This is a genomic window from Candidatus Kapaibacterium sp. (assembly GCA_025059875.1).
In the GTDB taxonomy this organism is placed as follows: domain Bacteria; phylum Bacteroidota; class Ignavibacteria; order Kapaibacteriales; family HRBIN21; genus HRBIN21.
Map to the genome: position 1 here is coordinate 36,183 of JANXCT010000002.1, position 13,132 is coordinate 49,314.

10 protein-coding genes and 1 tRNA gene are annotated in these 13,132 nt (G+C 61.5%); 8 read left to right on the forward strand and 3 right to left on the reverse strand.

The features are described from left to right. Positions 1 to 35: 35 nt before the first annotated feature. On the forward strand, positions 36 to 1,085 hold the full coding sequence (locus tag NZ960_02830; GenBank protein MCS7176551.1) for a S4 domain-containing protein: 1,050 nt from the start codon (positions 36 to 38) through the stop codon (positions 1,083 to 1,085). Positions 1,086 to 1,097: 12 nt separating this feature from the next. Here NZ960_02830 and NZ960_02835 read toward each other — a convergent pair whose 3' ends face one another. Further along, positions 1,098 to 2,450: a hypothetical protein gene (locus NZ960_02835; GenBank protein ID MCS7176552.1), complete on the reverse strand. Its 1,353-nt coding sequence runs from the start codon at positions 2,448 to 2,450 to the stop codon at positions 1,098 to 1,100. A 95-nt stretch (positions 2,451 to 2,545) separates the two neighbouring features. Between NZ960_02835 and NZ960_02840 the strand changes: the two genes are divergently transcribed. Genes NZ960_02840 through NZ960_02860 form a run of 5 tightly spaced genes read left to right on the forward strand, consistent with a single transcriptional unit; the run spans position 2,546 to position 7,740 of the window. Continuing rightward, a complete protein-coding gene (locus NZ960_02840) occupies positions 2,546 to 3,709 on the forward strand; it encodes a glycosyltransferase family 4 protein (GenBank protein ID MCS7176553.1) in 1,164 nt (387 codons plus the stop codon). 50 nt (positions 3,710 to 3,759) lie between these two features. Next, positions 3,760 to 4,719: a zinc ABC transporter substrate-binding protein gene (locus NZ960_02845; GenBank protein ID MCS7176554.1), complete on the forward strand. Its 960-nt coding sequence runs from the start codon at positions 3,760 to 3,762 to the stop codon at positions 4,717 to 4,719. Continuing rightward, a complete protein-coding gene (locus NZ960_02850) occupies positions 4,716 to 5,513 on the forward strand; it encodes a metal ABC transporter ATP-binding protein (protein MCS7176555.1) in 798 nt (265 codons plus the stop codon). Before NZ960_02845 ends, NZ960_02850 begins: the two co-directional genes overlap by 4 nt. Next, entirely contained in the window at positions 5,510 to 6,796 is a 1,287-nt protein-coding gene (locus NZ960_02855) for a metal ABC transporter permease (protein MCS7176556.1), read from the forward strand. Before NZ960_02850 ends, NZ960_02855 begins: the two co-directional genes overlap by 4 nt. Then, positions 6,796 to 7,740 (forward strand): metal ABC transporter permease, encoded by a 945-nt coding sequence (locus tag NZ960_02860; protein ID MCS7176557.1) that lies wholly within the window; start codon positions 6,796 to 6,798, stop codon positions 7,738 to 7,740. Before NZ960_02855 ends, NZ960_02860 begins: the two co-directional genes overlap by 1 nt. Here the strand turns inward: NZ960_02860 and NZ960_02865 are convergent. After that, positions 7,631 to 9,781, reverse strand: a complete 2,151-nt coding sequence (locus NZ960_02865; GenBank protein ID MCS7176558.1) for a hypothetical protein — start codon at positions 9,779 to 9,781, stop codon at positions 7,631 to 7,633. The two genes, NZ960_02860 and NZ960_02865, sit on opposite strands and share 110 nt — an antisense overlap. A gap of 58 nt (positions 9,782 to 9,839) precedes the next feature. Between NZ960_02865 and NZ960_02870 the strand changes: the two genes are divergently transcribed. Beyond that, positions 9,840 to 9,913: transfer RNA gene (locus NZ960_02870), tRNA-Pro, on the forward strand. 133 nt (positions 9,914 to 10,046) lie between these two features. Here the strand turns inward: NZ960_02870 and prfA are convergent. Continuing rightward, positions 10,047 to 11,219 carry a peptide chain release factor 1 gene (gene prfA / locus NZ960_02875; protein MCS7176559.1) on the reverse strand — a complete coding sequence of 391 codons (1,173 nt, stop codon included), beginning with the start codon at positions 11,217 to 11,219 and terminating at the stop codon, positions 10,047 to 10,049. On the opposite strand from prfA, the gene NZ960_02880 reads away from it, so the two are divergent. Then, positions 11,218 to 13,113 carry a DUF4397 domain-containing protein gene (locus NZ960_02880; GenBank protein MCS7176560.1) on the forward strand — a complete coding sequence of 632 codons (1,896 nt, stop codon included), beginning with the start codon at positions 11,218 to 11,220 and terminating at the stop codon, positions 13,111 to 13,113. The genes prfA and NZ960_02880 overlap by 2 nt on opposite strands. Positions 13,114 to 13,132: the final 19 nt, after the last annotated feature.

The following is a 13,132-nucleotide window of genomic DNA, read 5'->3' on the forward strand; positions in this document are numbered from 1 at the left end:
TGGTGGAAAGTTCCACGATCGATTGGGTGAGCGGCATGACGACACAACCACCACGGAATGTCAGGGGAGAAGACGCTGGTGGCACTCGGGAAGGAGGGCGTCCGCAACGGTATTTCCGCCATCGGAAGAAGTTCCGGCGTGATGCTCGGCAACGGGAGGGTACGCTGTCTGCAGCTCGGGGGCTTTCGTCATCGTCCGGCTGGAAGCGAAGGGGAGATTTCCAAGCGCGACGGAAGCGAGCACTGCGCCGCCAGCGCACCCAAGCGCGCCGTCCGCGAGTCAAGAGGGCTCCGCCTGAACCGCATCCGATGAGCTTAGCACGCGCCCTCGGGCGGCTGAAGTATGCTTCCCGTGCCGTTGCCCTGCAGCTCATCCGAGAAGGCCGAGTCCAGGTCAATGGGGAGACGGTACTGGAACCCAACACGCAAGTGCGCATCCATCGCGACACCATTGTCGTGGACGGGATAGAGCTCATCTTCCCGCCGGTAGAGCAGTATACAGTGGTCTTCCATAAGCCGCGCCACGTCTCTGGCTCGAAAGAGCTGGGGATGCCGACGGTCTACGAGTACTTGCCGAAGCGGCGGGGAGGATACTTCCCATGTGGGCGGCTGACAAAGTTTGCCAGTGGGCTCGTTCTCTTCAGTTCTGACCCGGTCCACCGTAATCCCGAGCGCTCTCCTGTGAGCTTGGTGGAGAAGGAGTACCATGTCAAGGTCCATCGCCACGTCGAGAAGCGGGAGTTGGAACAGCTTACAGAAGAGCTACGACGGATGTCGCAGTACAATGTCCAAGCTCGTGTGGAGCTGTTGCAGGAAAACTCCCGCACTTGCTGGTTGCGGATCGTGGCCCGGCAGTTACCGCTGGCCTTCCTCCACCGGCTGCTAAAGGCTGCCAAGTTGGAGGTCCTCCATCTCCATCGTTACCGGCTAGGGTTCCTGACGACAGACTCACTTCCCGTTGGAGCTTGGCGGCGCCTGCGGGCTGAAGAATTGGCGAAGCTCGAGGAGGACGTGCCGAGGGTCTTGGATACAGTAGAACAGAAAGCCCCGGCTTGGTATCAGCTCTACCGCTGGCTAGGTCGCTAATGGGCTCGGCACTTACGGCAAGAGTAGACGCCAACGCCGGCTAAGTCCTTGGGGGCTCTGGAGCTCAGCGAGATAGACTCCACGGGCGAGTCCAGAGAGGCTCAGTGTCGTTGGTCCCGCAGGTAGAAGGCAGTGGAGTGCGGTCTGGCCTGTTAGGGTTGTCAACCGTAGAGTCCCGCTCCAAGGGAGTACCAGATGCCATTCGCGAGCTTGCAGCCATACCGCTTCCAGCGTCTTGACGGCAGGAGAAGCGATCGAGAGTTCGGGTTCCCAGGCGTAAAGGCCTAGTTCTGTTGCGGCGTAGAGGGTTCCTGTGGGAGAGTACTTCAGCCGCCAGACACGGCGGAGGAGGGTGTCGCCGGGTAACCATGGGATGGCAGAGTCGTGTGCTAGCCACGTACGACTTCCGCTGCGCCATGTTCGGAGGATTCCGGAGCCTGGGACGAGCGGGCGACCTAGGGTGTCGGGGTAGAGCGTAAAACCGCCAACGGTAACCTCCAACTCCGTCCCGCGCCAGAATGGTGCCACGGCCCATAGGCTGGTGTCCCGGAAAGCAATGAGTTGCCACGATCGGCCCCCATCCGTGGTGCTGTAGAGGCCTCCATTGGGCCGTCCACCGATTGTGGTGTCGAACAGAAAAGTGACGGCTAGGAACCCCAGCTGTGGCTGCTGTGGGACAAACACAATGTCCGGGATTTCCGACTCTTGCGGGTACCCTGGCAGCCAGAGATGTGCCAGCCGGCGCCACGTATGCCAGTCCTCAGAGACGAAGAGGGTGCCGTCACACCGTGCCAGCACCAAGTAGAGGCTGTCCCAGCGGACTGTGAGCGCACAGTTTGGGATAGGCTCCGTCATTGGGGAGAGGGTATCCCACGTCTGTCCGCCGTCGGTCGAGCGGTACAGGCGTGGAGGTGTCCATCCAGGCCCGATGTACTCGGTCAGCACGATCGTGTCGGGGTGGAGGGGATGGGCGACGATAGAGGCTCCGCTCGGGAGGATAAAGGCATGCTCGGGCACCAGCACATCCTGCCAAGAGTTCCCGCCATCGCTACTGCGGACAAGCTTTCCAAATCCAGACCCCCCTACCAGGAGGACGGCGGTGTCTTGGGGGTGAATGAAGACGTCCAGAAACTGTGCTGCACCTCCAGGGAAGTCGATGGTGAGCGTATCCCACGACTGCCCGCCATCATAGGAACGGTAGAGTCGGTGTCCCAATCCGCCAGCGTACACGGTTCTCGGGTTTAGGGGGTTGAGAGCAATCGTGAAGACGGGCGCATCTAACAGTCGGCTCCATCGTCCTTCTGGGGGCATTCCGTGGCCGGCGGTAGAAGCCAGTAGGCATGCAAGGACTAGCGAGCGTCGCATGCTGCCCGTTGGGTGGTACGAGCACTCTGCGAAAATAGGGCAGCTGGTGCTGTGAGGGATGGCGCCGCAACGGCGGTAATTTTGCCTCGTGCTGCATGCGAGTTGCCGTGCTGACGAATATTGCCAGCCCGTACCGGATTCCGCTCTTCAATGCCGTTGCCGAGCGGATTGAGGGTGAGCTCTATGTAATCTGTGCAGCAGAGACAGAGCCATGGCGACTGTGGCAACAGCAGGATCAGGAGTACCGCTTCCAGCTCTCAGTACTGCCAGGACTCCACTGGGCATGGCAGCAGCGGGAGTGGTTCCCGCATCTGAATTGGGGGCTTGGGGGAATGCTGCGGCGCCTCCAGCCAGCAGTGCTGGTCATCGGTGGATACGAGCAGCCCATCTACTGGAGAGGGCTCCTGTATGCGCGTCGGCATCGGATACCTGTTGTGCTGTGGTATGAGTCATGGCGTGGTAGTGCCCGTGCCCGGGGCGGCCCCATATTCGCTGTCAAGCGGTTCTTCGTGCGGCGAACAACTGTCGGCTTAGCATTAGGAACTCCTGCTGCAGCATGGCTTCGGGAGATTCACGGCGGGGACTACCCCGTTGTGGTCGGGCTCAACACGGTGGACATGGACTTCTTCCGACGGGAGGTGTTCTTAGCGCGTTCTGATGCTGAGTTCCAGGCTCGTCGTGCTCAGTATCCGCCACTACTGTTGCTCTATGTTGGGAGCTTCATCCCGCGGAAGAACGTCGCACTGCTCCTGAAGGCTCTCTGGGAGCTGGGGGCGCCTGACGTGGGGCTCCTCTTGGTCGGGACGGGGCCGCAAGAGGCAGAGCTGCGTCAGTTGTGCCGTTGGTATGGGCTGGAAGGTCGGGTCTTCTTTGAGGGCTTCCGGCAGCAGTGGGAGCTACCTTACTACTACGCGTTGGCAGATGCGCTCGTCCTGCCGTCGGTGTTGGAGGTGTGGGGATTGGTGGTCAACGAAGCTCTGGCTTCGGGACTCTTCGTTGTCGCCTCTGCAGCTGTTGGTGCCGCCTACGACCTCATCCAGCCGGGATGGAATGGACAGGTGTTCGAGCCTACGGACCTTCCGGGGCTGGTTCGTATCCTCCGATGGGTGCGAGAGCATCGAGAGGAATTGCAGGAGCGCCGATCTGCGGTGAGCGAGTGGGCCTGTCGAGAATTTGGGATTGAGCGAGCTGCTGACCGTTTCGTGGCAGCACTGCAGATGGCGTTGCAGTATCGGCGGACCATGGCGGAAAGCAATTGAGGGAGGTGAGCATTCGTTTCCGAACCGAAAGGGAACAGTCGCGGTGGCTGATGGACGGAAGGAAGCGGCGTAGGGCTGTTAGGCGTCTAGGCCGTTCCTTGTGGATTGCGGCATTGTTGGGATTCGAGAGCGCTGTTCTCTGGGGCTGCTCGACAGAGCGAGTAGAGTCGGCAGAGGGTGTCGTGGTGACGACGAGCATTCTGGGGGATGCGGTCCGTGCCATCGTCCAGGCGGATGTCCCTGTCCGCGTGCTGATGGGACCAGGGGTAGACCCGCATCTGTACAAGCCCACGTTGGAGGATGTCCAGGCGCTACAGCGGGCGGCCTGCGTTGTTGCCCACGGCCTGCGGCTTGAGGGCAAGATGGAGGAGGTACTGCAGGAGGTTGCGCGACGGAAACCGGTTGTGTTTGCAGCGGAGTTGGCTCCAAAGGATTCGCTACGCCGCCTGGCTGAAGGTGTGTACGACCCACACCTGTGGCTGGACGTGCGGCTCTGGCGTGAAGTCGTGCTGCGGGTAGCCGATACGCTTGGGAAGCTCTTCCCGGAGCGGCGACAACGGTGGGAACAGCGGGCACTACAGTATGCGCAACGCCTGGATACCCTGGATCGGTGGGTCCGGGGCCAGATTGAGCGAATCCCACCGCAGTTTCGCCTGCTGGTGACGGTCCACGATGCCTTCAGCTACTTCGGACGGGCATATGGGTTGGAGACGTTGTCACTCCAGGGGATCTCGACAGCGGCGGAGTTTGGGCTGCACGATATGGTGCGCGTGGCCGAAGTAGTGGTGCGTCGCCGCTTACCGGCCGTCTTTACGGAGAGTGCGCTGCCAGCCCGGTTGATGGAGAATGTCGTTGCCATTGCCCGGCAGCAGGGGTGGTCGGTGCGGATCGGTGGTGAGCTCTTCTCTGACGCCCTTGGCCCCTCGGGCAGTGGGGCTGAGACGTACGAGGGGATGGTCCGGAAGAACGTGGGTACGATAGTGGCAGGTCTGCTTGGAGCTGGGCTATGAACGCCGTTGAGTGCTATGACGTTGCCGTTGAGTGCCGTGACGTCACGGTGCTCTATGGCCGACGGGTCGCGCTGTGGGGGATCACTGCTTCGATTCCGGCGGGGCGTCTTACTGCGGTGGTTGGCCCGAACGGGGCGGGGAAGTCAACGTTCCTGAAGGCCCTGGTTGGCTTGGTGCCGCTGCAGCGGGGTAGTGTTCGTGTCTTCGGGATGCTGCCGAAGCAGGCGCGTTCGGTCGTGAGCTATATGCCGCAGCGGGAGAGCGTGGACTGGGACTTCCCGCTAACGGTGCTGGATGTGGTGCTCATGGGGCGGTATGGCCAGCTTGGGCTCTTCCGGCGACCCACTCCGCGGGATTACGAGCGAGCATGGGAGGCTCTTAGGACCGTTGGGATGGAGGCCTACGCGCATCGGCATTTGAGCGAGCTCTCCGGTGGGCAGCAGCAGCGCGTCTTCTTGGCCCGGGCCCTTGCGCAGGATGCCCAGCTCTACCTGATGGACGAGCCGTTTGCTGGAGTGGATGCTGCCACCGAAGAGCTCCTGCTGCAGAGCCTCCAAGAGCTGCGTGCCCAGGGTAAGACGGTGGTCGTCGTCCATCACGACCTCCACGTCGTGGCCAGCTTCTTCGAGTGGATCATCCTGCTCAACCTACGCTTGGTTGCCGCTGGCTGGGTTACAGAGGTCCTCACGGACCGCTATCTCCGCGAGGCATACGGTGGGCGTGCGGAAATCCTCAGCGAAGTCGTCCAGCAGGTTGCCCACGCCCGAGAAGCGCTGCGGCATAAGGGGCGATGATGGGGTGGGAGCTCTTCTTGCAGGGACCACTCTTTGCTGTCTTCCTTGGCAATGCCTTCATAGCCGTCGGAGGTGCCGTCGTTGGGACCTTTGCAGTGCTGCGGCGTGAGGGGATGCTGGCGGATGTGTTGGCGCATGCTGTCGTGCCGGGTATTGGATTCGCGTACCTGCTATCGGCGCAGAAGGAGCTGCCTATGCTAGCACTGGGGGCATTCCTGACGGCACTGGCGGCAGCAGGAGCGGTTGAGCTACTTCGCCGGATGGCACGCCTTTCCGAGGACAGTCGCTTAGGAGTGGTGCTGGCTGCCTCTTTCGGGCTGGGGATTGTCTTGTTGACGCTGCTACAGAGCCGTCAGGGACCGGACCAGACAGGACTGTGGCGATTCCTCTTTGGGCAGGCAGCGGCCGTCAGAGTAGAGGACCTGCCACTCATTGTGGCCGTGACGGCGCTGTCCCTTCTCTTCGTTGCCATCGCTTTCAGAGAGCTTGTGGCAATGGCGTTCGATGCCGAGTTCCTGCGAGCGCTCCCGCTGCCACTACAGTGGGTGGAGGTTGGCTATCGGGTTGCAGTCGTTGCCATCACAGTGGTAGGAATCCAGAGCGTTGGAGCGCTTCTCATCGTGGGGCTGTTCGTGCTTCCGCCGATGGCAGCGCGGCTGTGGGTACGACGTGTGCCAGGGATGCTGGTGGGGAGCGTTGCAGTGGCGCTGGGGGCTGTCGTGGTCGGTTTGGGATTGTCGTGGAATCTCCCCTATGTTGCAACGGGTCCGGTCATCGTGACAGCAGCGGCAGGGATGGTGTTGCTCTCGCACCTCTTTGCTCCGCACCGTGGAGTGCTGGCACGGGCGTGGGGGTACGGGATGCGATGGTTACGGCGCTGGGATGAGCATGCCCACAAGCTGCTCTACTACGGCATAGAGCGGAGTGGTGGGGAGTGTTGGGAGGGACCCATACTACGGCCGGAGTACGGAGGGAGCCGTGCCGGGGCTGTGCTCGTGCTCGTATGGCTGTGGCTTCGAGGCTCAATACGGTGGGAGGGTCGCAGGCGCTGGCGGGTGACCAAGCTCGGGCATAGGAGGGCCTGCCAGATTGTCCGTCGCCATCGCCTCTGGGAGCTGTACTTGGAGCGCTTCTTCGGTGTGCCAGCCGACCGCGTCCACCTCGAGGCCGAGCTCGTAGAGCATGTGCTCTCTCCGGAGATCGAGGAGCGACTCCAAGAGCTGCTCCAACAGCCGGAACATGATCCTCACGGACGTCCGATCCCACCGCGGCAGAACGGGTGATGGAGCTCCTCTGGATCCCCTTCACGGCATCACTGCTGGCAGTAGCGAGTTCGCTCCTGGGAAGCTTCCTCCTGCTTCGTCGGATGGCTCTACTGGGAGATGCGGTCTCTCACGCTGTCCTTCCCGGGATTGTGCTGGCTTACCTCTGGAGTGGGGTGCGAGAGCTTCCAGTCATGCTCCTCGGAGCGGGGGTGAGCGCGTTGGTGGCAGTCTTTCTGCTCCAGGTGTTGCAGTATCGCTTCGGGTGGCATGCCGATGCAGCACTGGCTGCGGTCCTGGCGAGCTTCTTTGCTGTTGGCATCCTCCTGCTATCGGCGTTCGGCGGCAAAGTGGATTTGGACGTGGAGTGTGTCCTGTATGGGGAGCTTGCCTACGTGCCTTTGGACATGGTGACGGTCGGCCCCCTGATGGTGCCCAGAGCGACGCTGTGGGCGCTGCTCCTGGTGGGGATTGCTGCCGTGGTGTTGCTGGTGGCGTGGAAGGAGCTGGTGGTGAGCACGTTTGATCCGGAGTTTGCAGAGGTGTCGGGGATAACCCCGAAGCTATGGCAGGCGGTCCTGCTGGGCATGACGGCGATGGTGGCGGTAGTAGGCTTCGTACTTGTCGGGGCGATCTTGGTTGTAGCACTCTTGACAGTGCCGGCTGCTACGGCTCGGCTGTTGACGGCCCGACTGCTGAGAATGGTGGTAATTGCCGTCCTCGTTGGTATCAGTAGCGCAGTCGCTGGCTATATTACTGCCTCAAACCTTGGAGGAGCTGTAGCTGGCTGGATGGTGTTAGCGGCCACTTTGCAGTTCGTTGTTGCTGTCGTCTGGTCCTGGTTGCGGCATCGCTTTAGACCAGGCCCCAGCGTCGGCGTAGGAACCACTCTGCCGAAAGAATCAGCAGGGCCAGTGCTAAGAGCCACGGGGAGTGCCAGAGGGCAATCTCGCGGCGAGTGGTAGCCACGACCGGGCGGAACCCGGGGAGCGTGCGAATAAACTCCCACGCTAGGGCTGCTAAATCGGCTGTGAAGAATGCTCCGCCGGTGCGAGCGGCAAGGTTCCGTAAGAGTTCAGCATCCGCCCGGAGAGAGCGCGCTTCCAGTCCAACGTCGCCGATACTGAAGCGGCCTCGGTCGGATCCAAGTTGTGTGGTGCCCAGGGTGGCTGTGCCGCTGAAGGCGTACTCACCGCTCGGGAGGCTGGAGAGGCTCCCCTGGTAGACTCCAGCACCTGCAGGCTGGAGGAGGAGTTCTTGGGTCTGATTACTGGAGACGACCCGGACGGAGACGGTAGCGGTGGTAACCGGGTTTCCCTCGGGATCCGTCACGGAGGCCCAGAAGCGCACAGACTCGCCAGCGGCATAGAAGCGTTTCGTGGTGCGGATGCGGACCTGTGGGTTGCGTTCTGCAGCAAGGAGCCACTGCGTGAGGTTCGTTGCCAGTGCAGAGAAGTGGTCGACAGGGTTCCTCCCGCGGGCCTGCTCAGCCGCGAAGCCCATGAGCTTCCAGCGGTGGAGGCCATAGCCGAGCACCGCCAGGCTACGGCGAGGCTGCTCTTGGGCAACGAAGAAGGGCAGCCGTATGGCTCCCGAGGCTGCAGTGGCTAAGATTTCAGTATTCGGCTTCGGTTGAGCAGCTTCGAGGGCGATCAAGGGAGGTAGCGAGCGCCATGCCTCGTCGGCGGAGAGTGTGCGCGTCAACGGATGTGTAGCCGCTGTGGGTGTGGGCGCAACCGCTGCCGCATGCTCTCGCACCTGCGCAGCGAAGGTGATGGGTAGATAAGGCTCTAAGAGTCGTGCCTTGCTTGGGTCTACAAGTGGCCCGAGGATGACCGCTATAGGACGCTCTCGGGCCAACTCTTCTGCGATCGCCTTCACCACTGGCTCGGGCGTGGTGCGTGTAGGGAAGTCCACGAGGATGAAGGCATCAGCCTGGCGTAAGAGGGCGGGTGAGGGCTGACCTTCGTAGAAGGTCGTGGCATCTTTGTGGACGAAGGTGGAGAGCTCCAGCAAAGGATTGCGCTGCAGCTCACGCCGCAGAAAGGCAAAATCAGGGCTTGGCGAGCCAGCGAAGAGGAGGATGCGCCGGCGTGAGCGACTGACTTCGACGAACGCTGTAGCCTCGTTGTTCCGCTGCGTTGCTTCTTCAGGAATGGCTGGAACACGCACCGAGAGCCGTTGGAATCCTTCTGACTGGGGCGTGTAGGTGAAGGCAACGGTGTAGGCCGATTGCTCTGGACGTAGGTTGAGGGTCTGCTCGGCAATCCGCCGTATGTTCTCCCAGAGCTCAACCCGAATGGTCTGGGGTTGGAGACCTGTTGCGGTGAGCAGAGCGTATACTGTGGTCTGGCTCCCCAGAGGCACGCGTTCGTTCACCAGCAGGCTCTGAACGGCGAGGTCTCTAATTGGCGTTGTGTCCCCGACGAGGATTGTGACGACGGGTTTCCCCAGCATCTCCGCTTCGGCTACGGGATCACTGCCTGCGGTGACGACCCCATCGCTGATGAGGAGCACCGCCTGGATGTTGCGGTGACGGGCCTCCGAAGCTGCCCAGCGAAGCGCCTGGGCAATGTCGGTTGCAGGTCCATCAAGGCTTAAGGAGTCGGGATGCCAAGATTCTAGGGGAGTCACGCTGGCATCGAAGCGGGCCAAGAGGGCTGAAGGAGATTCCAGTAGCGGCTGGAGCCGACGGAGGGCGGCGCGATAAGCCTGGGCTCGATCCCCAGCTGCATCGCGGAGGCGGAGGGAGCTAGAGTTGTCTAGAAGGACGGCAACTTGGGGTTCCTGGCGTAGTGCCGTCAGGCTCCCTACCAGGGGCTGCCAGAGTGCAAACACCAGCAAGCACAGCGCTATGCTGCGTAGTACAGTCAAGACCAGACGTTGCCGCTGCGATAGCGGAGGGGACAGCCTCCAGTATGCCCACACGCTAATTCCGATGGCTCCCGCGAGTGTCACTAGAGCCAACCACCAAGGGATGGCGATGCTGAACGTGTAGTCGTGCATCCGACGGTCTGCGTTGCTCCACTGCGTTCGGTTGGGGTTCGCTAATTTTGTGGCGCGTCGGGGTGTAGCTCAGCCTGGTAGAGCACTGTGTTCGGGACGCAGGGGCCGGAGGTTCGAATCCTCTCACCCCGACAGCTTGGGAGCCGCTGCCTGCAGAGGGCAGCGGCATTTGTATTCGATGCCAGCGTGAGTCGCCGCTGGGAAAGCGCACGGCGTTTCCATCGCCGAATGCATCCACAGCGGGGGCGGAGAGAACTCATCTTCGCTACACCTCTGGAAGCTGCTGGAGTTGCTGGAGCTGAGTAGTGCGCTCCTGGAGCTTGAGCTGCTCCACTATCGGGTCGAGCTTTCCCTCTAAGACCTCCGACAGCTGGAAGTTCTTGGCCTCTCCCGAGAGGCGGTGGTCGGTGACGCGGTTCTGGGGGAAGTTGTATGTGCGGATCTTCTCGGAACGGTCGCCTGTACGGATTTGGCTGCGCCGCTGCTGGGCGAGTCGTTCCTCTTGCTGCTGGCGCTGGAGCTGGTAGAGGCGTGCACGGAGCACCTTGAGGGCCTTCTCTCGGTTGCGGTGCTGTGAGCGTTCGTCCTGGCACTGCACAACGATGCCGGTGGGGACGTGGACGATGCGGACGGCTGTCTCTACTTTGTTGACATTCTGCCCACCGTGCCCACTGGCCCGGAAGACGTCAATCCGCAAGTCTTCCTCTCGCAGCTGTACTTCGAGCTCTTCAGGCTCTGGCAGGACGGCGACGGTGGCGGCGGAAGTATGGATGCGGCCACTGGACTCCGTCACCGGGACACGCTGGACGCGATGGACTCCGCTCTCGTACTTCATCGTCCCGTAGACGTCCTCGCCGCTCAGGGAGAAGACGATCTCTTTGAATCCCCCGAGATCGCTCTCGCTGAAGTCCACTACCTCTAACTTCCACCCCTTGCGCTCGGCATACCGCTGGTAGATGCGGAAAAGGTCAGCAGCGAACAGAGCTGCCTCTTCTCCGCCTGTGCCTGCCCGGATTTCTACGATGCAGTCGCGGCTGTCATCAGGGTCTGAGGGGAGGAGTGCCAAGCGGAGAGCCTCGGCAGTCTCGTTGAGGCGGTCTTCGATGCTCTCCAGCTCTTCGCTAGCTAAGTGACGCAGCTCCGGGTCTGTCTCTGTCGTCAGCAGCTCCCGTAGAGAGTTCCACTCCTGCAAGAGGCGCAAGTACCGTTCAGCTTGCTCCGCAGCAGGCCGGAGACGTTTGAGCTCGCGGGCAATCGCTGCTGCTTGGTGTGGATCGGCTGCAACCGCGGGGTCTTCCAATTGCTGTTGCAATCTGCGGTAGTGGTCTAACGTTGTTTGGGCTGCCCGTTCCAGAGCAGGTTCCATGCTCAGCGTGGATAGTCGCAGTCGTACCGCCGCTAAGAGACGGATGAAGAGGAGCCTTTTACGTACGTGCATGGTCGCAGGGCTCTTGGGACTTACCGGATGCCCGTCAGAGAACCCGCTGCTGGTGGATCCTCCGAGAACGGCTGATAGCCTGCTCGTTGCGTTTCTTTCACTAGTATCCGACGGACAGCCTCGTCGAGTGGAGCTTGGAGATACAAGTGTAGTGCTCCTCCCTGGTGAGCGTAGCGCAGCTCTGTTTGCGTCCCGGGATTCGTTGACACTCCGAATCTGGCGAGATGAGAGTACGACTACGCGCTTTCCTCTTCGCCTCCTACGCCAGATGCTCCATCTGGTCGTCATCGGCCCGACTGCCGATGGGAAGGACACGGCAGCCCTGTTCCTGCAGCCTCTCGGCTCGTTAGAGGGGGGGAGTACAGTGCGTCTGATTAACATGGTTCCTGCGGCCCAAGAGTATACCCTCCGGATTGGCTGTCCGAATGCTCCGTCAGTGGCGAAGTCTGCACAGTGGCTCTCGGAGACAGGTTCGCTGACACTCACCGCCAGCCGGGAGCTTGCTCTCTCTGTTACTGCAGCCTTGGGAACTGGCGAGCGCGTTGTGGGTACATGGCGCCTGAGTCCTCGTGCTGGGGCTGCCTATTCCTTCTTCGTGTGGGGAGAGCCTGCCAGTCCGAGTGTAGGGATAGCTGAGGACACGCGTCTGACGGCACATCGGCTGTGGGAACCCGACAGGATCACGCAGGCTACGGTAGCTCTTCGGGTGCTCAATCTTGCCTCCCAGCCGGTGACGGTTGTCCGCAATCCACAGGGTAGCGTGGTGGAGCCGGAGGTAGCGCCATTCCGAGTTGGTCCCTACCGAGATATGCCCGTCTGTGGAGACGTACAGCCGGACTCCTTCCTCGTTCGCACATCCTCCGGTGTCCAACTCATGCTCTCCGCAAGCCTCGAGCCTTTCCGGCGCTATACGCTCGTTCTAACGGACTCTGCTGAGCGGCTGCTCGGGCAGCTTGTCATGACGGACGAGAGGCCGACTGGAGCTGTACGCTTGCGCATCTTCCATGCTGCGGCTGGGAATGGAGCTGTAGAGATCGCTACTGGGGCCCGTGGAGAGGGACAGCTCCTCGGTGGCCAGCTTCTCGCAAGTGGTGTGGTGCTTGGGGAAGCACGCGAGGGAGCCGTAGTCCCAGCAGGCTCGCTGCCATTGCTGGTGTGGAGTTCAGCACTGCCGCGGACGCTGCTGGCAGCAGCTGTCATCAGGGTCACGAGCGGACGGGCAGGATTCCTCTGTTTGCTACCGGCAACAAGTAACGGTACTGGAGTGAAGCTTGCATGGGTGGATGATACTGACGAGGAGCAGGCCATTGTCCCTCTGCCTAACGGCATCCCCGTACAGCTCCTCCAGGGACTTCCGGGACAGGACGTTGCTCTCTCGGCAGCGCCAGTCCTTAGTGGGGTCTCGGTGCTGTACCGCACGGTTGTAACGACCGTGCTCCCGCCGCAGGGAGCAGTGCTGAGTGCCTTGGGACATCAGTGGCCGATAGCTGGCGCCGCGATGGATTCCCTACAGCTGCTCGTATTGGCAGAGGCAGAAGGGAGGGTGCAACTCTTCCGCTTCACATCTCCACGGCGCTGGGGGACAGCCTGGGGAGCACAGTGGCGTTTCGTCAATACCAGTGATTTAGCGGCGATTGATGTGTTCTCCGACACCATCGTCGAGGGTCAGGTTGCCGAACGGCTCCTCTTCCAGGGGCTGCAGCGAGGGACAGCGACACCATTCGAGCTCATTCCAAGGGAATATCGCCTCGGAGTTCGGATTCGAGACAGCAGCTCTAGGGCACTCGTGGCACGGGCTGACAACGTGCTCTTTCCCGTGGGATACCGCTACTCCGTTATTTTTGTGGGCAATCGCCGCAATGGCTATGGCCTGGTCTTCCTCCAGGAGCTGTAGGAAGTTGTGAAAGGGAAAA